Source organism: Citrobacter sp. S46_ASV_140 (genome assembly GCF_018919545.1).
Lineage (GTDB): Bacteria > Pseudomonadota > Gammaproteobacteria > Enterobacterales > Enterobacteriaceae > Citrobacter > Citrobacter braakii.
Genome location: NZ_JAHLRC010000005.1, coordinates 1 through 25,265, shown reverse-complemented (window position 1 = coordinate 25,265; position 25,265 = coordinate 1). Strand labels below are relative to the sequence as shown.

27 protein-coding genes are annotated in these 25,265 nt (G+C 52.0%); 11 read left to right on the top strand and 16 right to left on the bottom strand.

Annotated features, from left to right (window positions below):
- Positions 1-167: 167 nt before the first annotated feature.
- Both KQJ19_RS02865 and KQJ19_RS02860 read right to left on the bottom strand, forming a co-directional pair.
- Positions 168-578: a hypothetical protein gene (locus tag KQJ19_RS02865; RefSeq protein WP_216403335.1), complete on the bottom strand. Its 411-nt coding sequence runs from the start codon at positions 576-578 to the stop codon at positions 168-170.
- Positions 579-776: 198 nt separating this feature from the next.
- Positions 777-1,811: an AI-2E family transporter gene (locus tag KQJ19_RS02860; RefSeq protein WP_019076755.1), complete on the bottom strand. Its 1,035-nt coding sequence runs from the start codon at positions 1,809-1,811 to the stop codon at positions 777-779.
- A gap of 416 nt (positions 1,812-2,227) precedes the next feature.
- On the opposite strand from KQJ19_RS02860, the gene mdtJ reads away from it, so the two are divergent.
- Both mdtJ and mdtI read left to right on the top strand, forming a co-directional pair.
- Positions 2,228-2,593 carry a multidrug/spermidine efflux SMR transporter subunit MdtJ gene (mdtJ, locus tag KQJ19_RS02855; RefSeq protein ID WP_161623250.1) on the top strand — a complete coding sequence of 122 codons (366 nt, stop codon included), beginning with the start codon at positions 2,228-2,230 and terminating at the stop codon, positions 2,591-2,593.
- Positions 2,580-2,909, top strand: coding sequence for a multidrug/spermidine efflux SMR transporter subunit MdtI (gene mdtI / locus KQJ19_RS02850; protein WP_047500497.1), 330 nt, complete (start codon positions 2,580-2,582; stop codon positions 2,907-2,909). The genes mdtJ and mdtI overlap by 14 nt, the downstream gene beginning before the upstream one ends.
- 34 nt (positions 2,910-2,943) lie before the next feature.
- Here mdtI and KQJ19_RS02845 read toward each other — a convergent pair whose 3' ends face one another.
- The 5 genes from KQJ19_RS02845 to msrP all read right to left on the bottom strand — a co-directional run bounded on the left by KQJ19_RS02845 (position 2,944) and on the right by msrP (position 7,734).
- Positions 2,944-3,765, bottom strand: coding sequence for a serine protease (locus KQJ19_RS02845; protein ID WP_016153036.1), 822 nt, complete (start codon positions 3,763-3,765; stop codon positions 2,944-2,946).
- 270 nt (positions 3,766-4,035) lie between these two features.
- Positions 4,036-4,431, bottom strand: a complete 396-nt coding sequence (gene asr, locus KQJ19_RS02840) for an acid resistance repetitive basic protein Asr (RefSeq protein WP_216403333.1) — start codon at positions 4,429-4,431, stop codon at positions 4,036-4,038.
- 137 nt (positions 4,432-4,568) lie between these two features.
- Entirely contained in the window at positions 4,569-6,056 is a 1,488-nt protein-coding gene (locus KQJ19_RS02835; protein WP_016156460.1) for a carboxypeptidase M32, read from the bottom strand.
- 46 nt (positions 6,057-6,102) lie between these two features.
- A complete protein-coding gene (msrQ, locus tag KQJ19_RS02830; RefSeq protein WP_216403319.1) occupies positions 6,103-6,729 on the bottom strand; it encodes a protein-methionine-sulfoxide reductase heme-binding subunit MsrQ in 627 nt (208 codons plus the stop codon).
- On the bottom strand, positions 6,730-7,734 hold the full coding sequence (gene msrP / locus KQJ19_RS02825) for a protein-methionine-sulfoxide reductase catalytic subunit MsrP (RefSeq protein WP_019076759.1): 1,005 nt from the start codon (positions 7,732-7,734) through the stop codon (positions 6,730-6,732).
- 189 nt (positions 7,735-7,923) lie between these two features.
- Between msrP and KQJ19_RS02820 the strand changes: the two genes are divergently transcribed.
- The 3 genes from KQJ19_RS02820 (at position 7,924) to KQJ19_RS02810 (ending at position 10,972) form a co-directional block, all read left to right on the top strand.
- Positions 7,924-8,646 (top strand): response regulator transcription factor, encoded by a 723-nt coding sequence (locus tag KQJ19_RS02820; RefSeq protein ID WP_016153040.1) that lies wholly within the window; start codon positions 7,924-7,926, stop codon positions 8,644-8,646.
- On the top strand, positions 8,643-10,133 hold the full coding sequence (locus KQJ19_RS02815; RefSeq protein ID WP_216403318.1) for an ATP-binding protein: 1,491 nt from the start codon (positions 8,643-8,645) through the stop codon (positions 10,131-10,133). Before KQJ19_RS02820 ends, KQJ19_RS02815 begins: the two co-directional genes overlap by 4 nt.
- A 152-nt stretch (positions 10,134-10,285) precedes the next feature.
- Positions 10,286-10,972, top strand: coding sequence for a CPBP family intramembrane glutamic endopeptidase (locus tag KQJ19_RS02810; protein ID WP_216403317.1), 687 nt, complete (start codon positions 10,286-10,288; stop codon positions 10,970-10,972).
- Between the two features lie 33 nt (positions 10,973-11,005).
- On the opposite strand, the gene KQJ19_RS02805 is transcribed toward KQJ19_RS02810, so the two are convergent.
- Positions 11,006-12,259 carry an MFS transporter gene (locus tag KQJ19_RS02805; RefSeq protein WP_016153043.1) on the bottom strand — a complete coding sequence of 418 codons (1,254 nt, stop codon included), beginning with the start codon at positions 12,257-12,259 and terminating at the stop codon, positions 11,006-11,008.
- A gap of 107 nt (positions 12,260-12,366) precedes the next feature.
- On the opposite strand from KQJ19_RS02805, the gene KQJ19_RS02800 reads away from it, so the two are divergent.
- From KQJ19_RS02800 to bioD, 3 genes are all read left to right on the top strand, one after another.
- The gene (locus KQJ19_RS02800) at positions 12,367-13,275 is read left to right on the top strand and encodes a LysR family transcriptional regulator (protein ID WP_016153044.1); all 909 of its coding nucleotides are present in this window, start codon (positions 12,367-12,369) and stop codon (positions 13,273-13,275) included.
- Positions 13,276-13,393: 118 nt separating this feature from the next.
- Positions 13,394-14,614: a sugar metabolism global transcriptional regulator Mlc gene (gene mlc, locus KQJ19_RS02795; protein ID WP_016153045.1), complete on the top strand. Its 1,221-nt coding sequence runs from the start codon at positions 13,394-13,396 to the stop codon at positions 14,612-14,614.
- Positions 14,615-14,739: 125 nt separating this feature from the next.
- Complete coding sequence (bioD, locus tag KQJ19_RS02790) at positions 14,740-15,435, top strand: dethiobiotin synthase (protein ID WP_065554461.1); 696 nt, start codon at positions 14,740-14,742, stop codon at positions 15,433-15,435.
- Here bioD and clcB read toward each other — a convergent pair.
- The 6 genes from clcB to KQJ19_RS02760 form a co-directional block, all read right to left on the bottom strand.
- Positions 15,391-16,680, bottom strand: coding sequence for a voltage-gated ClC-type chloride channel ClcB (clcB, locus tag KQJ19_RS02785; RefSeq protein WP_103766284.1), 1,290 nt, complete (start codon positions 16,678-16,680; stop codon positions 15,391-15,393). The two genes, bioD and clcB, sit on opposite strands and share 45 nt — an antisense overlap.
- A gap of 119 nt (positions 16,681-16,799) precedes the next feature.
- Positions 16,800-17,414: a Tat proofreading chaperone DmsD gene (dmsD, locus tag KQJ19_RS02780; RefSeq protein ID WP_216403316.1), complete on the bottom strand. Its 615-nt coding sequence runs from the start codon at positions 17,412-17,414 to the stop codon at positions 16,800-16,802.
- Positions 17,415-17,456: 42 nt separating this feature from the next.
- Entirely contained in the window at positions 17,457-18,311 is an 855-nt protein-coding gene (locus tag KQJ19_RS02775) for a dimethyl sulfoxide reductase anchor subunit family protein (protein WP_049281796.1), read from the bottom strand.
- Position 18,312: 1 nt separating this feature from the next.
- On the bottom strand, positions 18,313-18,930 hold the full coding sequence (locus KQJ19_RS02770) for a DMSO/selenate family reductase complex B subunit (protein WP_049281795.1): 618 nt from the start codon (positions 18,928-18,930) through the stop codon (positions 18,313-18,315).
- Positions 18,931-18,940: 10 nt separating this feature from the next.
- Complete coding sequence (gene ynfF, locus KQJ19_RS02765) at positions 18,941-21,367, bottom strand: selenate/tellurate reductase subunit YnfF (protein ID WP_181628648.1); 2,427 nt, start codon at positions 21,365-21,367, stop codon at positions 18,941-18,943.
- Between the two features lie 148 nt (positions 21,368-21,515).
- Positions 21,516-21,824: a DUF1161 domain-containing protein gene (locus KQJ19_RS02760; protein ID WP_085951053.1), complete on the bottom strand. Its 309-nt coding sequence runs from the start codon at positions 21,822-21,824 to the stop codon at positions 21,516-21,518.
- A 102-nt stretch (positions 21,825-21,926) separates the two neighbouring features.
- On the opposite strand from KQJ19_RS02760, the gene KQJ19_RS02755 reads away from it, so the two are divergent.
- Entirely contained in the window at positions 21,927-22,637 is a 711-nt protein-coding gene (locus KQJ19_RS02755) for a YnfC family lipoprotein (RefSeq protein ID WP_216403315.1), read from the top strand.
- Positions 22,638-22,644: 7 nt separating this feature from the next.
- Here the strand turns inward: KQJ19_RS02755 and speG are convergent, their stop codons facing one another.
- Both speG and KQJ19_RS02745 read right to left on the bottom strand, forming a co-directional pair.
- Positions 22,645-23,205, bottom strand: a complete 561-nt coding sequence (gene speG / locus KQJ19_RS02750; protein WP_006684613.1) for a spermidine N1-acetyltransferase — start codon at positions 23,203-23,205, stop codon at positions 22,645-22,647.
- Positions 23,206-23,240: 35 nt separating this feature from the next.
- Complete coding sequence (locus KQJ19_RS02745) at positions 23,241-23,582, bottom strand: DUF1283 family protein (protein ID WP_151222673.1); 342 nt, start codon at positions 23,580-23,582, stop codon at positions 23,241-23,243.
- A 153-nt stretch (positions 23,583-23,735) separates the two neighbouring features.
- On the opposite strand from KQJ19_RS02745, the gene KQJ19_RS02740 reads away from it, so the two are divergent.
- Together KQJ19_RS02740 and manD are read left to right on the top strand one after the other, a co-directional pair.
- Entirely contained in the window at positions 23,736-24,062 is a 327-nt protein-coding gene (locus KQJ19_RS02740; RefSeq protein WP_016153055.1) for a YnfA family protein, read from the top strand.
- A 107-nt stretch (positions 24,063-24,169) separates the two neighbouring features.
- A partial coding sequence (gene manD, locus KQJ19_RS02735) for a D-mannonate dehydratase ManD (protein WP_216403314.1) occupies positions 24,170-25,265 on the top strand: 1,096 nt, incomplete at its 3' end.

Sequence of the window (25,265 nt, the reverse complement as noted above, 5' to 3'; positions counted from 1 at the left end):
CATACGGAGGTAATGAATCTGTTGCCTCCGGTATATTGCTACGTTCACCTTATGTTTGTCACTTCTCTGAGGCAATACGACCTGTGAACGTGTTAAGGGTACTATCGCCGTACCCTTAACAATCCCGGCTCCCGGCGGGAAAATTGTTGCTGCGCAATACCCTCCGCTTATTCCTTCAGGCTAACGGGCCGGGCGCGAGGTAGCGTCCCTGCAAAACGCGCCCTGAACCCGCATCCCTGCGGGTTCTCCCGGCCTTCCGGAAACACGTCGTCAATTTTCAGCCGGACCAGCCCACACCTGACCCCCTGCGTTTTTTTATCTGAACAGCAAAACAGAGTTAACTGGAAGTCAGTGCGTTGCAGCGATGACCCCGGTCCGGCTGAAAATCGATGAGGCGTTGACGGCTGACCGGGTCTGCCCGCAGGGATGCGGGCAGAGGGGACGGCCTGCAGGGACGCAGGCTCGGCCCCGACCCGACAGGCAGACGGCATAAGACGAATGAATCGCGCAGCGACGATTTTCCCGCCGGGAGCCTGGGTTGCAAGGGAGGCGGCGGTGAGCCTCCCTTGCGCGTTCACGGGTATCTGAGCCTCATAGAATTGATACCACTGAGGTGAACGGAACCCTGAGCCAAAATCACATGTTCTCCATAATGATTAACTGACGGGCATAACCTCTGCGGAGGCCGTTTTTTTTTAATACTCCGCTATTCATGATTACCGCTCATAAACCCATACGGTTATAACCGTCTAATCACCGTAAAACGCCGTGTATATTCATTCTTTATTGAGATCGCTCAGCAACACGGCAATGCTTTGACCGCCGTTGGTTTGCTCAAGCGCGATTTTCACGATGATGGTCAGCGGCACAGAAAGCAGCATCCCGACAGGCCCTAGTAACCAGCCCCAGAAGATTAACGACAGAAACACCACCAGCGTAGACAACCCAAGTCCACGTCCCATGATCCGCGGTTCGAGGATATTCCCGAACACCAGGTTAATGACCAGATAACCTGCGAAAACCACCAGGGCGTCATAAAGGCCGCTAAATACCAGCACCTGAGCAATAGGAGGAATGGCGGCCAGCACTGAACCGATATTAGGAATATAGTTGAGCGCAAACGCCAGCAGTCCCCAGACAAAAGCGAAACGCACGTCGAGTGCGGCGAGCATGCCCCAGGCCACCAGCCCGGTCACAATGCTGATCGCCGTTTTGAGCACCAGATAGTGGGATACGCTGTCGATGGCGCGTTGAATCGCCGCCATTCCCTCAATGGGACGGCTCATCATTTGTTTGAGTTTGTTGGGTAACTGCGGTACTTCCAGCAGCATAAAAACCACCGTTAACAGCAGTAAAAATATCGATGACATGGCATTAGACAGCTGTGCCAGTAAATTGGTCACCAGCGTCATTGCCGCGTTCGGATCGATATATTTGACGAGTTCATCCACGGAAACGCCGATCCCTGCGCGCTGTAACCACGGCTCAAGGTTTTTGAGTGGGATAACCAGTGAAGAGCGATACTGCGGCAGCGTTCGCGCAAGCTCATTTAAGGATGTACCTAAATACGCTAATAGCAACACCATTAGCATCACAATAATAACAATGAGCAATGATACCGCTATTACGCGCGGTATGCGAAGTTTGACCATCCGCTGCACCACGGGGTTAAGCACGACGGCAATAAATAACGCCAGAATAAATGGGACGATGATATCTGCGGCAACGCGGATGCCGCTCAGGATGATAACCAGCATGCCCAGCATAATGACTATTTTTAGGCCGTTAAGCGTGATGATCGGTTTCGCCATGTGTATTCCTGCATTTTTCATTTTTGAATCTGAATAATAATGTGATTTGCGTCGAGCCGTTATAACAAAAATCAAATGGGGCAGGTAAAGAAGTGAAAAGACTTTGAGTTCGCATTGAAGCTATGGTACAAATCATCTGTGTTTAACTACCGAGGACAATTATCATCCGCGATGATGAGAAGCAACACTGCGGATAATTGTAATATTATGGACAATATGTTCAGGATGTTTTTGCGTTTACCTTCACTTCTTCGTACCTCCTCCACTTTCTTGCTTGCGGGTGAGCAACACTGGCGCAACGCGCTTTAGTCCCTTCTTCTGCCTGAGCTGGCGCTGTGCGCTGAGCTAACTAATTTTATTTTTTGGTTTACTGCATGCAGTAGGCCCAAAGGACTATATTCTCAAGCAGGAGAAGCATTATGTTTTACTGGATATTATTAGGTCTGGCCATCGCGGCTGAAATTACTGGTACGCTGTCAATGAAATGGGCAAGCGTCGGCCATGGTAATTCGGGCTTTATTTTAATGCTGGTAATGATTGCCTTATCGTATATTTTTCTCAGTTTTGCCGTTAAAAAAATTGCCCTTGGTGTGGCCTATGCCTTATGGGAAGGTATCGGTATTTTATTTATTACGCTGTTCAGCGTGCTGTTATTTGACGAAACCTTGTCCACGATGAAGGTGGCTGGACTGGTCTCGCTGGTGTTAGGTATTGTGCTGATTAAATCCGGTACACGAAAACCGACAAAGGCGGGCAGAGAGGTGAGCCATGCAGCAGTTTGAGTGGGTTCACGGCGCATGGCTTGGCATAGCCATTGTGCTCGAAATCGTCGCTAACGTCTTTTTGAAATTTTCAGATGGGTTTCGCCGCAAGACTTATGGCGTGCTGTCGCTGGCAGCCGTGTTAGCGGCCTTTAGCGCGCTGTCCCAGGCGGTAAAAGGTATCGACCTTTCTGTTGCCTACGCCTTGTGGGGCGGCTTCGGGATTGCCGCGACGTTAGCGGCAGGTTGGGTATTGTTTGGTCAGCGCCTGAATCATAAAGGCTGGATCGGTGTGGCGCTGCTGCTTGCCGGAATGGTAATGATTAAACTTGCCTGATCTCAGTGCTGCCCGTTACTACGGGCAGCATAGGTTATTCCTTCGCCAACTCATCCAGCTTATCGCGAAACCCGGTCACGGATATGGCGCGATTATCGGCCCGCCAGCGATCTTTCGCCGCCGGAGCGGAGCTTTGTACGCCAATCAACTGCCAGCCAGTATCTGTCTTCAACATCAATGGTGAACCGCTGTCGCCCGGGAGTGTGTCGCACTGGTGCGACAAAACGGTATTCTGCGCCCAACCGGTCACCACGCAATCCTGATGCGTGTACAAGTCATCGAGATGATCTTCCGGGTAACCCGACTGCGTAACTTTACGATCTGCGGTTTTCAGCGCCGCGGTTAATGCCGCTTTATCACCTTCAAATAATGGCAGCGGTGTGATGCCGGAAGGTGGGTAACGCAGCACCACCAGACCAAAATCCCACGGGGCCGCGGAAGGCGGCACAATCCAGCCATCGCCATCGGCTTTTAAACGTTTTCCGAGCGAGGGATCTACCCGTCCTTCAATGCCGTGGATCTCGTAGCGCCAGACACCCTTTTTCGACACGAAGCGTAATGCCACGGCTTTATCCGGCTTGCCTTTCGGGGGGGTGAGTAAGCAGTGTCCGGCAGTCAGTGCCAGTCGTGGTGAAATGAGCGTGGCAGTACACAGGTTACCGCTGGCGGTTTCCAGTTGCCCGATAGCGTCCCAAGGAGATTGCGTTGGGTCAGTCACTTTTATGCGATCGTCATGACCAAAAAACAGCGTTTTTACGTTTTCTGCTTCAGCGCTGGCCGTTGCAGGCTGGTCCGCATGCGCAACGACAGGAAGTAAACAAATTGAACCCAGTAACACAGCAATGGTTTTATGCATATCACACTCTGGTGGGGAATTATGATTTTTAACAGCAAACCCTCAGTTAATACTATAGACGGGACGGCGGGAAAGTGGGAGTAAAATCAGATAACTACACTCAGGAAAGATAAAAATGCATGGCAATGAGGGCGCAAATTATCAGGGTAATAAGAATGAACTCAAAGCGGTAATGTGACACCATTTTACCCTCCAAAAGGCGGCGCTAAATCAGGTCGATTTAGCGCCGTATGCTATGGCGTGGGGGACGCCATAGTAACTACAAATGTGTTATGCACCTGGCTGAGCAGCGGGTTTAGCGGTGTCGTGTTTTACGGCTTTTTTGGTGTGTTTTTTAGCTGCCTGAGCTTTCTGCTCTGGTGCTTTTTGTTCTGCAGCGGGTTTGGTCGCTGCTTTTTTGGTGTGTTTTTTAGCTGCCTGTGCTTTCTGCTCTGGCGCTTTCTGTTCTACAGCCGGTTTTGTGGTGGATTTTTTAGCGTGTTTCTTGGCAGCCTGCGCTTTCTGCGGCGCTGCTTTGTGCTGTTTTTTATGATGAGTGGTTTTTGCCGGAGCTGCTTTGGTGGTTGCAGCAGCAGCCGGAGCGGTGGTAGCAGTTGTTTCAGCAGCAAATGCAGCAGAAGACAGACCCATAGCAGCGGCAACAACCAGAGCTAATACTTTTTTCATTCTCATACCCTCGATTTGGTTTTTCATTCAACCCCACTTCGGGGCCGTTGAAATAACTATATCGCTGTAATCACAGGGCTTCCGTGAGTCATTGGTTTCGGCTTGTTACGATATGTACAATGACTCACGGTATGAGATTACAAATAGCGGGCTTCCAGGTGAGCGCGGAAATAACGGCTGCTGAGCGGCTCTCCGGTGGCCTGGGTAATAAGCTGTTCAGTGGTGAAACGGCTGCCATGCTGCCAGATATTCTGACGTAACCAGTCAAACAGGGCACCAAACTCACCTTGCGCAATAGACTGCTCTAAATCAGGCAATGCGCGCTTAGCGGCACTGAATAACTGCGCTGCATACATGGCGCCTAAAGTATAGGAAGGGAAGTAGCCAAAGCCGCCATCGGTCCAGTGAATATCCTGCATACAACCGTTACGATAGTTGCCGATGGTTGACAGCCCCAGCCAGGACTGCATTTTCTCATTCCACAATGCCGGGATATCATCCACTTCAATATCGCCATTAATGAGCGCGCGTTCGATTTCATAACGCAGGATAACGTGAGCAGGATAGCTCACCTCGTCGGCATCGACACGGATAAAACCGGGTTTAACCTGCTGGTTCCAGGCGATGAAATTGCTTTCTTCAAACGCAGCCTGATCGCCAAAGTGGCGCGTCACAGCAGGAATTAACCGCGTCAGAAATGCTTTACTACGCCCCAGTTGCATCTCAAAGAACAGACTCTGGGACTCATGAATAGCGGTTGAGCGTGCCAGGGCGATAGGTTGCCCTGACCAACTGTGCGGCAGATTTTGCTCATAGCGGGCGTGACCGGTTTCATGGATCACGCCAAACAGCGCGCTAAGTAATTCGTTTTCATCATAGCGGGTGGTGATACGCACATCTTCAGGTACGCCACCACAGAAGGGGTGCGCACTGATATCCAGTCGACCAGCCGTAAAATCGAATCCCAACTGCGCCATCGTTTCAAGGCCCAACTCTCGCTGGATTGCGGTTGGGAAAGGACCAACCGGGGCGATGAGCGACTGCTGAGACTGCTTTGCCACCACCTTGTTGAGCAGATCCGGTAGCCAGCTTTTAACGTCTGCAAACAGGACATCCAATTGGGCACTGGTCATCCCTGGTTCGAATATGTCCAGTAGCGCGTCATACGGCGAACAGCCTGTGGCTTCGGCACGCAGCCGGGCTTCTTCACGACTGTGCTTCACGACCTCTTTCAGGTTTTCGGAAAATCCCTCCCAGTCATTGGCTGGTCGCTGGCTGCGCCAGGCATGCTCACAGCGGCTACCCGCGAGTGATTTCGCTTCTACCAACGATTCAGGTAGTAAGGATGCCTGATGATGCAGTCGCGACATTTCGCGTAGGTTGGCCTGCTCAACATCGTTAAGGTCTTCCTGTTGGGCTGCGGCGATCCACGTTGCTACCTTCGGGTCGGTTAACAGCTGGTGCTCAAGCACACTCAGCTCGGCCAGCGCTTCGCCGCGAGCTTTGCTGCCGCCAGATGGCATCATGGTAAACATGTCCCAACTGGCGATTGCCGAGAGGTGGGAGAAGCGAGAGAGCCGCTGGAACGTGCGGGTGAGCTGATGGTAATTATCATTGTTACTCATTTTTTGTTCTCGTTCTGTTTAGGTGTGATGAGAAGTTTACCGTGATTCATTCACTTTTCATAAACACACCTTTGTACCCGACTTTGCGTAACAGCTTTTTATAGCGAAAAGCCAGTAGCACGAGAAAACAGAGGGCATAAATAATGGGGAGCGGTGATAACACTTTTACCGACCACAGATAATGCAGCGGAAGCAAAACGGCCGCCAGGTAGACGTAGTTGTGCAACGTTTGCCAGCGTTTGCCCATTTTACGCTGCGCGGCTTGCGTGGAGGTCAGCGTCAGCAGGAATAAGATTATCCAACCAGTCATGCCCAACGTTAGCCATGGGCGTGAAACCAGTTCACGTCCCAATAATCCCAGATTTTGTATACCCAACTCCAGCAGCGCATAGCTGGTCATATGCAGCGAGGCCCATGCAAAACACCATAACCCTAATAATCGACGGGTGCGATACAACAACGGCTGCTTTGCGTAGCGGGCAAGCGGTGACACCAGCAGGGTAGCAAGCAGAAACTTCAGCGCGGTGATGCCCGTAAAGTGCTGGATATCTTTACCCGGGTCGGCCCCCAACTCACCATGCTGTGCGGCCCAGAAGAGCCATAGCAGGGGTAATAAACCGGCGAGATGCAGTAGTACTTTCAGGCCGGTTATCTGTTTTGCGGTTAACCTCACTTAAAAATACTCCCGTAGATCCATGCCCTGATATAAAGAAGCCACCTCATCGGCATAACCATTAAAAGGCAACGTGGGCTGTCGCTGCACATCGAGAATGCCACCCGAACCGATAAAACGCTCTGTGGCCTGAGACCAGCGGGGGTGATCGACTTGCGGATTTACGTTGGCGTAAAAACCGTATTCGTTAGGTGCCGACATATTCCAGGTCGTCGGCGGCTGTTCACGCGTCAGCTTAATACTGACTATCGATTTAATGCCCTTGAAGCCGTACTTCCAGGGTACGGTCAGGCGTATTGGCGCCCCGTTTTGCGGCGGCAACGCTTTGCCATACACGCCCACGGTCAGAAGGGTAAGCGGGTGCATGGCCTCGTCCAGACGTAAACCTTCAACATAGGGATACTTCAACCCGCCACCAATGAAGCGATCTTTCTGGCCGGGCATTTCATCAGGCGCGTAGCGTGTTTCAAAGGCGACGTATTTGGCGTGGCTGGTGGGTTCAACCAGCGCCAATAATTTATGCAAAGGAAAGCCGACCCACGGTACAACCATCGACCACGCCTCAACGCAGCGCATCCGGTAAATACGCTCTTCTAATGGAAAACGAGTCGTCAGCGCATCATGATCCAACGTTAAAGGTTTGTTCACTTCACCGCTGATGGTTAACGTCCAGGGATCGGTTTTCAGGCTACCGGCATTCGCGGCAGGATCGGCTTTATCCAGACCAAATTCGTAGAAATTGTTGTAGCCCGTTACCTTGTCTTCCGGCGTCAAGGGCAGATTGTTTTGCCAGATCTCTGGTTTTGTGAACTCGAGCGGTTTGCCCGCTGGTGCAGACGGGCGATCGTTGCCTTTAAACCAATTCAGCAGACCGGCCTGTGTCGGGGAAGAGAACGAAGCCGCCGCCGCACCTATCCCAAGAGCTTTGAGGATCTGTCGTCGTTGCATAAAAAAAACGGACTCGGCGGTAACATCAGCTTCCCGAAGTGGATGTTTTTTCTGCATAACTTTTCCTTTTTATTTTCATGTTAAGGAAAACAAATCGACGTTTCCCTGTTGATGCCTGACCTATCTATAACGACATACTGGACGCATGCGTATCCCTGGATCCTCACGAAAAGTTAAAAATTTTGTGATAACTTCCGCCCCTTGCCTGAGGTAAGCTTTCAGCATGACGAGAGGGGGATGACACTGATGGCAGGCGCAAAAAAGATATTTTTGGTGGAAGATGACAGCGATATTGCCTCACTTTTGCAACTTAGCCTGAAGGATGAGGGGTACGAAATTATTCATGAGGCTGATGGGGCACGAGCGGTCGAGCTACTGGAGAAGCACGTCTGGGATGCCGTTATCCTCGATTTAATGCTGCCGGGCGTGGACGGTCTGGAAATTTGTCGTCGCATTCGGCAAATGAGTTTCTATCTACCTGTCATTATTATCAGCGCTCGCACCAGTGAAACTCACCGCGTACTGGGGCTGGAAATGGGCGCCGATGATTATTTAGCCAAACCTTTCTCGGTGCTGGAATTGATGGCCCGGGTGAAGGCGTTGTTTCGCCGTCAAGAGGCGATGAGTCAGAACCTGCGTATGGAGGCGGGGATTATCACCGTCCATGGTGTGGAGATTGATCCATTAGCCCGGGAAGTCCGCCTGCAGGGTAAATCCCTCGATTTAACGCCGCGTGAATTCGATCTGCTCTATTTTTTTGCCCGCCATCCCGGGGAGGTCTTTTCGCGTCAGGCGTTGTTAGACCAGGTGTGGGGCTACCAGCACGAAGGATATGAGCATACGGTGAACAGTCATATTAATCGCCTGCGCACCAAAATTGAAAAAGATGCTGCGGAGCCGGAAATTATTCTTACCGTGTGGGGACGGGGCTATAAGCTTGCTGCGGTTAACGCGGAGCATCAACCATGATTTATCGATTGTCGCTGAGCCAGCGTCTGACCCTGGTCTTTACCGCTATTATGTTGATTTGCGCGGTTGCGGTCAGCGTTGTTCAGATCCGCAGCAGTAAACAGTATGGCGACGCCATGGTGCAAAGGCTCTCGCTGGAATTGGCGAGCAAGATTGTCAAAAGTGAGTCGCTTATTGATGCCAGCGGGCAGGTTAATCGGCAGACCTTAAAAGGACTGTTTAATCACCTAATGACGCTCAACCCTAGCGTGGAGCTGTATCTGGTTTCACCGTCAGGCAAGATACTTGCTGATGCCGCTCCGCCTGGGCATATTCAGCGCCAGAACATTAGCGTACAGCCGATCCAGGTTTTCCTTAATTCGGACGAGCTGCCCGTCTATGGCAATGATCCGCGCAGCAGCCAGCAAAAGGTATTCAGCGCTGCGCCAGTTTTATTTAACGGCAAGCTGCATGGCTATTTGTACATTATTCTCCAGGGCGAAGATCTCAATATACTGGCGAATACCGCCTGGCAAAAAACGCTTTGGAATACCGTGACCGGGACGTTAATACTGGTTTTATTAGCCGGTGCAATCGCGGGGTACCTGGTGTGGAGATGGGTGACGAATCCGGTGAAAAGGCTGACCGGACAGGTGGTTAATCTGGAGCAGGACAGCATTAGCGTCATCAAACAGCTGGCGCAGAAAAAGCCTGATTTGGCCCCGGCGAATGAAATTGCGTTGCTGAACAATGCATTTATCGAGTTAGCACAGAAAATTGCCCACCAATGGGATTTATTAGCTGACAGCGATCGTCAGCGCAGAGAGTTTATCGCCAATATTTCGCACGATTTACGTACGCCGCTCACTTCACTGCTGGGGTATCTGGAAATGCTGTCGCTGAAAGCCGATACGATGACGCCGGAGGAAAACCGGCATTATCTAAGCATTGCACTGCGCCAGGGGCATAAGGTTCGCCATCTGTCACAACAGCTTTTTGAGCTGGCGAGACTTGAGCATGGCGGCATAAAACCACAGCGTGAACGTTTTGCTATTGGCGAGCTGATCCAGGATGTGGCACAGAAATTTGATCTACCCGTTGCCACGCGTCATTTGCAGTTGCACCTTGACGTAATTGGTCCGTTACCGCTGGTGAATGCCGATTTATCGATGATGGAAAGAATCGTCACGAATTTGCTGGATAACGCTATCCGTCATACGCCTGACGGGGGCGAAGTGTGGCTAAAAGTCTGGCGTGATGAAGACCGCTTGTTAGCAGAAGTGCAGGACAGCGGGCCTGGCGTCGAAGAGGCTGTTCGCGAAGTATTATTTCAGCGCCCGACGGCGTTACTACCCCGTGAGCAGCGGGCTGAGCGTGGTGGTCTGGGCTTACTGATCGTGCGCAGAATGCTCGAACTGCATGGGGGAGATATCCGCCTGATTAATTCAACGGCAGGGGCCTGTTTCCGTTTTTCGTTGCCGCTGGCGGATTCTCCACTGAGTAGCTGATGAGAATGTTCCGCTGAAAAGAGTCTGTAACGCTATACGCGTTGTAAACCGTGGGCATTGCGTAAATGTTGGTAGGTTGTCAGTGATAATGAGAATTTTTATCATGTATTGATAATTCATCAAGTTATCTTTGATAAGCGCAAGGAGATCGTATGTCACAGGATGCCGACAACCTGTATATCGTCAGGACCAAAGCGGTTGCTGGCTGTTTTACCATGTTTTTGCTGATGTTTGGCCTCACGTTTATCCCGTTGTTTTTCCCCACCAGCCAGGTTCTGCTTGCCAAAGGGCTACTTTTTCCGCTGCTGTTTGCGCTGGAATTTGTTGTGCTGGTCCCGCTGTATTACTTCTTCTTCAGAAAAAGAGAGGGGCTGGGAAAGGGAATTTTCAACGCCAGGTGGTTTGCCATTTTGTTCGTGGCGCTGCTGTTTATTCAGCTTATCCTGCCATGGTTTCTGGGCCTCAGACAAACCGAAGCGTGGGTGACCAGCCAGATATCCCTAAACAGCTACGCGCTGTGGTTATCCACTCTGACCCTGATATTTATTGCGCCAGTGTATGAAGAGATTGTTTTCAGGGGCTGTTTATTCAACGCATTCCAGTATTGGTTCAATAATAAAACCTGGCTGTCGTCGGTGGTGGTATCGGTCATTTTTGCCATCATGCATACGCAGTATGTGGATCTGCGCACGTTGCTGATGCTGTTTCTTGTGTCGCAGGTTTTGATCATCGCCAGACTGAAAAGCAACGGCCTGCTGATGCCGGTTATACTGCATATAGCGATGAACGGGACGGTTATTGCCCTGCAAATGGGGGCTCAGACGTTACAGCCAGGTTGATGAAGGCGATGCCCGGAACCCGGGCATCGTGGATTATACGTGCAGACGATGGTGCAGACGCGCACCGACCAGCAACGCCAGCACCAGCATCAGGGCGATAAATCCGCCCACGCCGTTCCAGCCGTAGCTGTGCCAGAATACGCCACCCAGCGTACCGGCAATACTGGAACCCAGATAATAGCTGAACAGATACAGGGAAGATGCCTGGCCTTTAGCGCGTTTCGCCCGTGGTCCAATCCAACTGCTTGCCACGGAGTGCGCGGCAAAGAACCCGGCTGAAAAGAGCAGCATCCCGGCGAAGATCAGCCACAACGACGTGAACAGGGTCATCAACAGTCCAACCAGCATCACGCCGGTTGAAAAGAGCATTACCGGACCACGTCCATAACGGGTGGTCATCGACCCCGCTTTCGGTGAGCTCCAGGTCCCGGTCAGATAGGCCACGGACAACAGACCGACAACCGCCTGGCTGAGTTCCCACGGCGAGAGCATCAGACGGTAGCCGATGTAATTAAACAGCGTGACAAACGACCCCATCAGTAAAAAACCTTCCGCAAACAGCAGCGGCAACCCTCTGTCGCGCCAGTGTAAACGAAAGTTGATAAACAGCGTTTTCGGTCGCAGCGATGTGGGTCTGAAATGACGAGATTCCGGCAAGATTTTCCAGAACATCAGCGCGGAGGCGAGGGCAAAACAACCGATCGCCGCCAGCGCGATACGCCAGTTAAAAAAGTCGGTAAACACGCCGCTTATCAAACGGCCACTCATACCACCAATCGAGTTACCGCTGATATATAAGCCCATTGAGAAGGCGACGAAGCTGGGATGTATTTCCTCGCTCAGATAGGTCATTCCCACTGCCGCCACGCCGCTGAGCGAAAGACCTATCAGCGCACGCATGATTAAAATACCGTGCCAGCTGGTCATCATCGTCGAAAGCAACGTACAGCAGGACGCGAGCAGCAGGGCGGTCACCATCACCGGCTTGCGGCCTATCGCATCGGAAAGTGGACCGGTAAACAGTAAACCGATCGCGAGCATCGCCGTTGAGATGGAAAGCGAAATACTGCTGCTGGCGGGAGAGACCCCAAACTCGTGCGAGAGCACTGGCAGTATGGGTTGCACGCAATAGAGGAGAGCAAATGTCGCCAGTCCGGCAGAAAACAGCGCCAGCGTGACGCGCATAAATGGGGATGTTCCGCGTTTGATAAAACTATCCGGCGGGGTAACTCTCTGTTCATCAACATCGCTTGTCGGCGCGGTATCGACAGTGGTTGTACGGCTCACTTGAAATCCTTGCTCAATCAATTACCTCTACATGACTAGCATTAAGAGTATGAAAATCACATTATTCTGTCTAATATATTAATAATCTCAAATGATATCTTAAAAATATGAATATCGAGCTGCGTCATTTACGTTACTTTGTAGCGGTTGCCGAAGAATTGCATTTTGGCCGGGCGGCGGCACGGCTGAATATTTCGCAACCGCCGCTGAGCCAGCAAATCCAGATCCTCGAGCAGCAGGTCGGCGCCCGACTTCTGGCGCGCACTAACCGCAGCGTGGCGCTGACCTCTGCCGGAAAGCAGTTTCTGGCAGACAGTCGGCAGATCCTGGGGCTGGTTAATGAGGCCGCTGCCAGGGCTGAGCGTCTGCATCTGGGAGAAGCGGGGGAATTGCGTATCGGCTTTACGTCATCGGCACCGTTTATCAAAGCGGTTTCAGATACGTTATCCCTCTTTCGCCAGAGCTACCCCGCTGTACATATGCAAACCCGTGAAATGAACACGCGCGAGCAAATTGCTCCGCTCAATGAAGGAACGCTGGATTTGGGACTTCTGCGCAACACGCAGCTTCCGGAAACGCTGGAGCGTGAAATCATTCTGCATGAGCCGCTGATGGCGATGATCCCGCGCGCGCATCCATTGGCGCAAAAGCCGGTGGTCACATTGGCGGAGTTGGCCAATGAGCCATTTGTCTTTTTTGATCCGCATGTGGGGACGGGGTTGTATGACGATATTCTTGGCCTCATGCGTCGCTATGGACTGAAGCCGACTATCACTCAGGAGGTTGGTGAGGCGATGACTATCATCGGGCTGGTGGCCGCAGGATTAGGCGTTTCCATTCTTCCCGCTTCCTTTAAACGGGTGCAATTGTATGAAATGTGTTGGATCCCGATAGCGGAAGAAGATGCCGTTTCGGAAATGTGGCTGGTGTGGCCAAAACATCATGAGCAAAGTCACGCCGCGCAACGCTTTCGCGAGCAACTGCTGGCGGCCGTTCAGGCGATTAATTTAGTTTAAAAATGGGCGAAAATGTGCAGTAAATCACAAGGCTAAGTAAAAAGTTGACGGAAGCCATTGAAGTGCTTCACCATAGCCCGCAGATTATTTCGGAGCGCGAAAATAAAGGGAGTAAGTGGTGGTTGCTGATAGTCAGCCTGGGCATATCGATCAAATTAAGCAGACCAATGCGGGCGCGGTTTATCGCCTGATTGATCAGCTGGGTCCGGTATCGCGTATTGATCTCTCTCGCCTGGCACAATTGGCGCCTGCTAGTATTACTAAAATTGTCCGCGAAATGCTCGAAGCGCACCTGGTGCAAGAGTTGGAAATCAAGGAAGCGGGCAGCCGAGGACGTCCGGCCGTTGGGCTGGTTGTGGAAACGGAAGCCTGGCACTATCTATCCATTCGTATCAGTCGCGGCGAGATCTTTCTGGCGCTGCGCGATCTGAGCAGCAAACTGGTGGTTGAAGATTGTCTTGAAATGGCGCTGGTCAGTGAAACACCATTGCTGGAACGCGTTATTACCCAGGTCGATCAGTTTTTCATCCGCCACCAGCAAAAGCTGGAGCGCTTAACCTCCATCGCCATTACCTTACCCGGCATTATTGATACTGAAAACGGTATCGTTCATCGCATGCCATTCTACGACGATGTCAAAGAGATGCCGCTGGGTGAAGCGCTTGAAAATCATACCGGCGTGCCGGTCTATATTCAGCATGATATCAGCGCCTGGACTATGGCCGAGGCGCTTTTTGGCGCATCGCGCGGCGCGCGCGACGTCATTCAGGTGGTGATCGATCATAACGTGGGGGCCGGAGTAATCACCGACGGTCATCTACTGCATGCCGGCAGCAGTAGCCTGGTGGAAATTGGTCATACGCAGGTGGACCCCTACGGCAAACGCTGCTATTGCGGCAACCATGGTTGCCTGGAAACGATCGCCAGCGTCGACAGCGTGCTCGAACTGGCACAGGTACGCTTGAAGCAGTCGATGAGTTCTTCTCTACACGGGCAACCGTTAACGGTAGACGCGCTGTGTCTGGCGGCGATGCAGGGGGATTTATTGGCGAAAGATATCATTAGCGGCGTCGGGACCCATGTCGGACGCATTCTGGCCATCATGGTGAATTTGTTCAACCCGCAAAAGATATTGATTGGTTCGCCGCTCAGTAAAGCGGCGGATATTTTGTTTCCCACTATTGCTGACAGCATTCGTCAGCAAGCGCTCCCGGCCTACAGTCAGCATATTGTCGTCGAAAGTACGCAGTTCACCAATCAAGGGACGATGGCAGGGGCGGCGCTCGTGAAGGACGCGATGTATAACGGTTCTTTGTTGATTCGTCTATTACAGGGTTAACATTTTTTAACTGTTGTACGAAAAATTGCGCTATCTCAAGCCGATTCTCGTCGTCATACCTTAGACTTTCTCCACTGTATTATTTTCCTGACTTATATTTTCAAAGCATAACGGTGGAGTTAGTGATGCTGAAGCGTTTCTTTATTACAGGTACAGACACTTCTGTTGGGAAGACCGTGGTTTCCCGCGCATTACTACAAGCGTTAGCGTCAGGGGGTAAAAGCGTTGCGGGCTACAAACCCGTGGCTAAAGGAAGCAAAGAGACACCTGAAGGTCTGCGCAACAAAGATGCGCTGGTGCTGCAAAGCGTGTCCACTATCGAACTGCCCTACGAGGCGATCAACCCGATTGCGTTGAGTGAGGATGAAAGCAGCGTAGCGCATAGTGGTCCGGTCAATTACACCCTGTTATCCAACGGCCTCGCAAGCCTCAGCGAAAAAGTGGATCACGTTGTCGTGGAAGGCACCGGAGGCTGGCGGAGCCTGATGAACGATCTGCGTCCGTTATCTGAATGGGTGGTGCAGGAACAACTGCCGGTGCTGATGGTGGTGGGTATCCAGGAAGGCTGTATTAATCATGCCATTCTCACCGCGCAGGCGATTGCCAGCGACGGACTGCCTTTGATTGGCTGGGTCGCGAACCGAATCAACCCGGGGCTAGCGCATTATGCGGAAATCATTGATGTGCTGGGCAAAAAATTACCCGCACCGCTGATCGGTGAACTGCCTTATCTGCCTCGTGCAGAGCAGCGCGAGCTGTCTCAGTACATCCGTCTGTCAATGCTCGGCAGCGTGTTGTCGGTAGATAGAGTCCTGGCGTAACGTTCGCGACAGCACAGACGCCACCACACAGGCAATCAGCAATCCGGGGAGCAGACGATACTCCCCGGTCATTTCACAAACCATCAGTGTCGACATTATTGGCGCATGCGTGGTCGCTGCCAGCAGCGTGGCCATCCCTGTTAATCCCAGCAGAATGGCAATCTCATCCGGACCCGGAAGCCATAATCCCCACACTCGTCCCAGCAGCATACCCACCGAAAGACCGACAAACAGCGTTGGCGTAAACACACCGCCAGGCGCACCGGAACCACTGCTGGCAAGCACCGCCAGTAATTTGCAGATGAAGATCCCGCTCACCACGGCCAGCAGCGGTGGGGAGAGTAAATATGACTGCACCACGCTGTAGCCGTTACCCCAGACCGCAGGCGTGAGCAATGACAGCAGGCCAACGATCAGCCCGCCGAGCGCCAGTTGCCACGGGGGCGAGAGTTTTAAGCGCAAAAACCCATTATGGCTGGCGGTCATCAACCATATGAATAGCGGTCCGCAAACGCCGGCAGCCAGACCGGTGCTGATGATCATGACGTATTCCAGCGCATGCAGTTCCCGTGTGAAGTGCACGGCATACAGCAGCGCATTGCTGTCGCTCAGCATATTGGTGGTGAGCAAGGCGACGACGGCGGATACCACCACCGGTCCCAGTGACGCGAGGATCAAGGTGCCAAACAACACTTCAGCAATAAATAGACTGCCCGCCAGTGGGGCATGATACGCTCCGGCCATACCCGCAGCGGCTCCGCAGGCAATCCATAACTTCCATTCCGTGCGCGGGGTGAAGCGTTGAGCAAAGCTGGAGGCTGCCAGCGCTGCCAGTAAAATCATGGCACCTTCGCGCCCGATGGCACTCCCGCTGGAGACGACCAGTAACGAGGCCAGCGATTTCACCAGGCTTGCACTGACGTCAAATTGTCCGTTAGTTTGCAAGGCTTCCATGTAATCAGTGGGAGCCTGCGGGCGTAACCGGTTGAACGTTTGCCATCCCCAAAGCAGCAAACCCGCCGCCAGCCCTCCTAACGCAGGTGTCAGCATGCGTCTTACAGGGGAAAGGTTTGTTGCCGCGTTGACCAGACTCCCTGTGTCATTGCTCAGGAACAACCATTCAAGAAGGAGCATGGCGTGGCGAAATCCTGCGACGGCCAACGCAGCAAGGATACCAATCAGCGCAGCAATCAGCAGGCGGCGGAACATGGCGCGCAGGTCAGGATAAGCATGTAAATGATGCATGAGTGGCCAGACAGGAAATTTCAGACGCTTTATTTTGCGGCTATTTGGCAATAGAAGCAAAAGCTCAGCGTGCGCAACAGGATGCTACACAGGCAGGACACATCCTGCCTGTGGTGAAACTAACGAAAAAGTGACTTATCGGCTATCGGGATCAGTAACTGCGACTGCCATTGCGCCAGCGTCAGACGGGCCAGCTCCCCCAGCGCCTGGTAAAACGGGTGGTCAGCTTTTTCGATAAACACATCAAGGAAGCGGGATGACCACGGGAACAGATGCCAGGCCAGCAGCTGTTCGCACTCGGTGTGGCGTTCATTTTCAGCAAGCCAGGCCGTCAGCAACAGCAGTGAACCAAAGTGATCTTCTGGCTCATTTTGCTGCATGGCAAACTGGATGCCGTGGTCCCGCATCCACTGACGAAGTGCCAGCGTAGAGTCGCCAAACAACACGTTTTCGCGATCCAGCCAGACAGATCCCCAGGGCGGAGAGGGTAGCGCATATGGACCGACAAACAGGCGTTGCCAGGCCTGCGGGAGAGGCTCATCGACCTCGGCTTGTAGCCGTGCAGCCAGCGGAAAAAGCATTGCCTGATCGAGCGGCCACTGCGCCTGCCAGCCATCGGCTCTTAACGCGCTGACTAATGCAGAGGCTTCCGCGCTATCTGGCGCATAGTAAAACAGTGCGCCGAGAACGCGCGCCGCGGTAGAAAAGTTGTCACCTTGCGAAAAATGGGTCATGCAAACAATCCTGAACAGTGCGGGTTGCCCCGCACCCGAAAGTTAACCTGCAACAGCCATTCCGACTGTCATATGTAAACCGTAAAACAATCCGCGGCCAATGATTTCACCGGCGAGGACTAACACTAAGCCCAGCGCCAGGCCGCCGACGGACGGTGCTTTACGACGTATCAGCGGGCATATCCAGCAGCCCAGACCGGCGGCCAGCAGAATGATGCGCCAGACCTGCAAGCTTCCGTAGTCGGGAACCAGCGCGCTGGCGGATTGCACCGAACTGTGGATCCCGCCGAGCGACAGTCCCTGCAGAACAATAACCGCCACGATCACCAGTAGGGCCAAAACGCTTATGTAGGCGAATCTGGCGGTGCCAGAGGAAACACCCGCAGCACGCAGCAGCAGGGCGGCAAACAGCGGTCCGCTCAGCAACATCGTCATAAAAAATGCCACCGTAGTGTAGCCGTTATACCAGGTCGGGACAGTGTCTATCTGGTAGACGCTGGTCATCGCCAGCACAAATACCAGACCCAGCAGCATGCCCACCAGCAGCCAGATTTTACCTAACGCTGCGGGCATTTTACCGAGAAACGCCACCAGCCACCACAGGCCACCGACGGCGAAAAACAGTGAACCACTGGCGATTTCGTTACTCAGCGCAGATGCGCCAACTCTGTTCAGCGAGTTAAAGGCACGCAGTGGCGAACCCAGGTGCATTACCGAGGCGAGAAAGGCGATGCCCATTACCAGCCACAGAAAAAACATGCTGCGCACGATACGTTGTTTTGCCACCTCGTCTTTAGCGGTCAGCCAGCCATAGCCACTCACTATCAGCGCCCCGGCCACGCACTGGCCCAGCACCGTAAACAGGACCAGCGGCCATTCATGCCATCCATTGCCCATGTTACACCTCCTGCGGATTCGCCAGATAACCCGTGATATCCCCGGTCGGGCGGCTATTGGCGTTGGGTTTGATCACAATGCTCGGTTTGGTGAAGTGCGCACCTGGCAGCGGAGCGACCGCCGCCAGTTCACCGTGCTTTTTGCGCAGCTCATCAATTGGACCAAAGTCCAGCGCGCGCAGCGGACAGGACTCGACGCAGATGGGCTTTTTGCCGTCGGCCACGCGGTCATGACAGCCATCGCACTTGGTCATATGACCTTTGGCGGCATTGTACTGCGGTGCGCCGTACGGGCAGGCCATGTGGCAGTAGCGACAGCCTATGCATATGTCTTCATCCACCACCACAAAACCATCTTCACGCTTATGCATAGCGCCGCTGGGGCAAACCTTGGTGCAGGCCGGATCTTCGCAGTGATTACAGGCAATGGAGAGGTAGTAGGCGAAGACATTCTGTTGCCAGACGCCGTTATCTTCCAGCCAGTCGCCTCCAGCGTATTCGTAAATACGCCGGAAACTGACGTCGGGAGTGAGATCCTTGTAATCTTTGCAGGCCAGCTCGCAGGTTTTACACCCCGTGCAACGGCTGGAATCAATAAAAAATCCATACTGAGTTGTCATGGGTTAGTCCTTATGCCTTTTCAACCTGAACGAGATTACTGTGGGATGGATTCCCCTTCGCTAATGGAGAAGGTCGATGCGACGTGAGAATATTTATGGAACCACCATGATCGATCTGGTCGCCGAACATATCGGCATTGAGCCAGGCTCCTTGTCCGATGGCAGTGACGCCGGGCAAAATACGCGGTGTGACTTTCGCGCTGATCAGCATCTGGCCGATATTATTAAACACCCTAACTGTGTCGCCATTACGGATGCCGCGCGTCCTGGCATCGACGGGGTTTATCCAGATCTCCTGCGGGCAAGCCTGCTGTAAAACATCGATATTGCCGTAGCTGGAGTGGGTTCTCGCCTTATAGTGGAAACCCGTGAGCTGCAATGGATACGTTTTGCGCTTAGGATCGTCCCAACCGTCAAAGCCTGGTGCATAAGCTGGAAGAGGATGAACAATCTCATCGTCTTTGAGTTCCCATGTTTCTGCAATGGTTGCTAGCCGTTCAGAGTAAATCTCAATTTTCCCTGATGGCGTTTTCAATGGGTTAGCCCCAGGATCTTCTCTGAAAGAACGGAAAGCAACATAGTGTTCTTCGGGGCATTTTTTCTTGAAAATACCTGTCGTTTTCATTTCGTCGTAATCCGGCATTTCCGGGTTACGCTCTTTGGTCTTGGCATGCAGGTATTTCACCCATTCATGCTGCGTACGACCCTCGGTGAATTTTTGATATACATCCGGACCTAGACGTTTGGCGACTTCACTTAACATCCAGTAAATGGGTTTACGTTCAAATTTTGGCGATGTCGCAGGTTGACCAAGGATGACATAGCCCATGTTCCCGGCAGACTCGTGTGAGATGAGATCTTCTTGTTCAGTTGGCATCAGGTCAGGTAGCAGAATGTCGCAGTATTTTGCGGAGGCAGTCATAAAATGCTCAATACCGACGATCATTTCGCACTTGCTGTCATCCTGTAAGACATCATGGGTATGCGCGATATTGCCATGCTGGTTGATGAGCGTATTGCTGGCATAACACCAGATAAACTTGATAGGCACGTCCAGCTTATCTTTACCGCGAACACCGTCCTTGGTCGCGGTCATCTCTGCACCATGATCAATAGCATCCGTCCAGGTAAAGACTGATATCTGCGTTTTAACCGGGTTTTCTAGCATGGAGAACCATTCCACGCCCAGATCCCAGGTCCCTTCGCGCATCCCTGAGTTACCACCGTTTATCCCCACATTGCCGGTTAAAACGGAGAGCATCGCAATCGCGCGAGCGGTTTGTTCACCGTTGGAGTGACGCTGCGGTCCCCAACCCTGGCAGATATAAGCGGGTTTCGCTGCGCCGATTTCACGCGCTAACTGGATAATTTTCTCAGCCGGAATGCTGGTAATGTGGGAAGCCCAGTCCGGTGTTTTGGCTATCCCGTCTGGTCCATCGCCTAAAATATAGGCTTTATAGTGTGCATTCCGCGGTGCACTGGCGGGAAGAGTGGTTTCATCGAAGCCGACACAGTATTTATCAAGAAAAGGTTTATCAATCAGATCTTCGGTGATCAGTACCCAGGCGATCGCCGCAGCCAATGCAGCGTCAGTTCCTGGTCGGATAGGCAGCCATTCATCCTCACGACCAGCGGCAGTATCGTTATATCGAGGATCGATAACGATCATTCGTGCGTTAGAACGTTCGCGGGCTTGCTCGACATACCAGGTTACACCGCCGCCGCTCATACGGGTTTCGGCAGGGTTATTGCCAAACATGACGACCAGTTTTGTATTGGCGATGTCGTCAGGACTGTTGCCGTCGTTAGCACCAAACATATAACCCATTGCGGCGCTGATTTGCGCGGTACTATAACTACCGTAGCGGCTCAAATAGCCGCCGCAAGAATTCATCAGGCGGTAGGGGACGTTGGAGTTAGTAATATTCCCACCATCTACACCTGTACCGTACAGCACGTGAACCGCTTCGTTACCGTAATCCTGCAGGATCCGCTTCAAATTACCACTAATGGTGTCCAGTGCTTCATCCCAGGTGATCCTTTCAAATTTTCCTTCTCCACGCTTGCCTACACGTTTCATTGGATATTTTAGGCGGTCAGGGTGATTCATACGGCGACGGATCGATCGGCCACGCAAGCAGGCACGTACCTGATGATTACCGTAGGTATCATCGCCCGTTGTGTCCGACTCTACCCAATAGACGGAGTCATCCTTAACGTGCAGACGTAAAAGACAACGACTACCACAGTTAACGGTACAAGAACTCCAGACAACCTTCTCTTCAACGGGTTGTATCGCCTGCTGTACCGCTGCGGCGGCAGTGCGCATTCCGAAAGGTAACGACAGCCCACCCGCGGCAAGCGCCAGCGAACCGATTGCCGAGGATTTCACTAACGTCCTGCGGCTAATGCCTCCATATTGCTCAGTTTTTGACATTACTCACCTCATTATAGTTATCGCTATATATTAATTTCTATAACGAAATTAATAGCATGCTAATAATGGTTTGAGTTTACCCACTTATGGGTATGTCATCTTAATGCATATCAAACTGGAGTGACCCTCCGCGCACGGAGGGCGTGATTTATTGCGGTTCGGCGACGTGCCCGTCCTGGGCAGGGGTGCTATTGGCAGGGGCGTTGCCACTGTTGGTTCGGGTATAGAGAATTTTGTGCGTATCGTTTGCACAATGTCCCACGACCAGTGAATCAGGCTGATCGGCCTGATCGTTGGGAACAATGTTCAGCGTAAAGCTGGATTCAGCAACGCCATTATTAATGATGCGCTGTTCGATATCGCTTTTCACGCGTTCACATGACGCCGGTGCCGCCAAAACCTGCGGGGACGCGACGGCCAGTAAGAGCGCGGCAATTCCTGTTATGTATTTCATCATCAGCTCCTTTATGATCGACCTGGACTAAGATTAGCATTTCTGGTGTAAATAACTGTATTTGCTAATATGATTGAGAATTATCTTCTTATCCCGGTGAAAAATGTGAAGAAAAAGATCTTGTTAGGTTTCCTGTGCGTCATGCTGGTCGGGTGTGATAACGCCAAAGGCCTGGATTCCTTTACGCCGGAAATGGCCAGTTTTTCCAATGAATTTGATTTCGATCCGCTGCGCGGGCCAGTAAAAGATTTCAGCCAGACGCTGCTTAATGACAAAGGTGAAATCACCAAGCGCGTTGTCGGTACGCTCTCACAGGAAGGGTGCTTCGATACGCTTGAATTGCATAATATTGAAAGCAATACCGGCATGGCGCTGGTCCTGGATGCTAACTATTACCGGGACGCCAAAACGCTGGAAAAACGGATCCGCTTACAGGGTAAATGTCAGTTAGCAGAACTGCCTGCGGCGGGCGTGGTATGGGATACCGACGATAACGGTTTTGTCGTTTCCGCCACGGGAAAAGAGATGAAGGTGCAATATCGCTATGATGCGGAAGGCTACCCGCTGGGTAAAACCACCGTCAATAAGGACAATACCTTGCAGGTTGATGCCAAACCGTCGGTTGACCCGTTAAAGAAGCTGGATTACACCGCGGTAAGTCTGCTCAATAACCATCCGTTAGGTAATGTAAAACAAACGTGCAAGTATGATGACTATGCTAATCCGGTCAACTGCCAGCTTGTTATCGTTGACGAGAGCGTGAAGCCGGCAGTTGAACACCATTACTCGATTGAAAACACCATCGATTACTATTAGTCAGTCTTTATTGAGCGGTAGGTTGCAGCAGGTTGGGACCTGACGTTTTATGTTCTGCCAGATACTGCTGCTGGAAGATACACATGCGGATAGTGTTGCGGTATTGACCGTTGATAAAGAATTCATGAATCAGCTCGCCTTCGACCATAAAGCCGAGTTTACGGTAGATGTGGATGGCTTTTTCGTTCTCTTTATCAACGATCAGATACAGCTTATATAAGTTAAGTACGGTAAAGCCGTAATCCATCGCCAGCTTAGCAGCCCGGGAAGCCAAACCTTTGCCCTGATACTCCGGCGAAATAATGATCTGGAATTCTGCCCGGCGGTGCACATGGTTAATTTCAACCAGCTCCACCAGTCCGGCTTTTTCACCGTCGCATTCCACAACAAAGCGACGTTCGCTTTGGTCGTGGATATGCTTGTCATACAGATCTGACAGCTCAACAAATGCTTCGTAAGGTTCTTCAAACCAGTAACGCATTACGCTGGCGTTGTTATCAAGCTGATGGACAAATCGTAAATCTTCACGCTCCAGCGGGCGCAACTTAACACTGAGGGCGCTAGTCATATCGTATCCTTTCAATATCTTTCAAAGTGCAATCATTATGGGGCAACGGTGCGGCCAGTGCGGCGGTCGAGGCAGCGCAGGGTGTTGGGCTCCCAGTACGCATTAATATTAGCGCTCTGTTCGCACTTATCACGGCTATCGAAAGCTGCGTCGGTTTTGTCCCACTCTTTCTCTGCACGCTTGTTGACCTTCTGGCGTAGCTGACGCGTATCGTTCCATTGTTCCTTTTCCATTGCTGCCTGTTGACGACTTTGCGCACTGTCCCCGGATTCAATGACCAGTTTACTGGTTTCAGCAAAAGCGGAAGAGGTGTACACAGCCGCAGCCAGCGTCAGCATAGCCGTCAGGCACAGGCGTTTGGTCAGTGTAATATTCATGGCGAATTCCTTTTATGGGAAAGGGGAAAAACAATAAAACAGGGCTAAATTCTACACTATTCAGGCTTGCGGGCATACCCACTCAGCGGAGATGGATACGCTAACGACATTCTGTCGTATCATGGTTAAACCGAAGGTAACTGAATAACATCAATGCTTAAAACCACATTCCTTTTTTTCATCACCGCGTTATGCGAAATCATTGGCTGCTTTTTACCCTGGCTCTGGCTTAAGCGAGGGGCTACGGCCTGGCTGCTGATACCCGCCGGGATGTCACTGGCCTTATTCGTCTGGTTACTGACGCTACATCCGGCAGCAAGCGGGCGTGTGTACGCGGCCTATGGTGGAGTTTACGTGGTGACAGCGTTGCTTTGGCTACGCATTGTTGACGGCGTAAAACTTAGCCTGTACGACTGGTCAGGCGCGCTGGTGGCATTGTGCGGCATGCTGATTATTGTGGCTGGATGGGGGCGCGCATAGCGCCTTTTTTGTGATCAATCAGCGTTTTTTTGATCTTCATACTTGTATGGTAGTAGTTCAGTTGGGTAAATTTCCTGCATCACAAGAACAAATGCAAGGAATAAGAAATGAAGATTGTTGGGGCTGAAGTGTTTGTCACCTGTCCGGGGCGTAATTTTGTCACGTTGAAAATTACGACAGACGATGGGATCACTGGGCTGGGAGATGCCACGTTAAACGGACGCGAGTTATCCGTAGCGTCCTATCTGAAAGATCATGTTTGTCCGCAGTTGATTGGTCGCGATGCGCACCGAATTGAGGATATCTGGCAGTTTTTCTACAAAGGCGCGTACTGGCGTCGTGGTCCGGTCACCATGTCGGCGATTTCCGCGGTGGATATGGCATTGTGGGACATCAAAGCGAAAGCGGCGAATATGCCGTTGTACCAGCTGCTCGGCGGTGCATCTCGTGAAGGCGTTATGGTTTACTGTCACACCACTGGCCATACCGTTGATGACGTACTCGAAGATTATGCGCGCCATAAAGAGATGGGCTTTAAAGCAATTCGCGTGCAGTGCGGCGTGCCGGGTATGAAAACCACTTACGGTATGTCTAAAGGCAAAGGACTGGCCTACGAACCCGCCACCAAAGGGCAGTGGCCAGAAGAGCAGTTATGGTCAACGGAGAAATATCTCGATTTCACACCAACACTGTTTGAAGCCGTGCGCGATAAGTTTGGCTTCAACGAACATCTTCTGCACGATATGCACCACCGTCTGACGCCAATTGAAGCGGCCCGTTTCGGCAAAAGCATCGAGCAATACCGTCTGTTCTGGATGGAAGACCCAACCCCGGCTGAAAACCAGGAATGCTTCCGCCTGATCCGCCAGCATACGGTCACGCCGATTGCGGTAGGGGAAGTTTTCAACAGCATCTGGGACTGCAAACAGCTTATCGAAGAGCAATTGATCGACTATATCCGCACCACCATCACCCATGCGGGCGGTATCACTGGCATGCGTCGAATTGCCGATTTCGCGTCGCTGTATCAGGTACGTACCGGTTCGCATGGACCTTCCGATCTGTCTCCAGTATGCATGGCCGCCGCGTTGCACTTTGATCTGTGGGTGCCGAACTTCGGCGTACAGGAATATATGGGGTATTCCGAGCAAATGTTGGAAGTGTTCCCGCATAACTGGACCTTTGATAACGGCTATATGCATC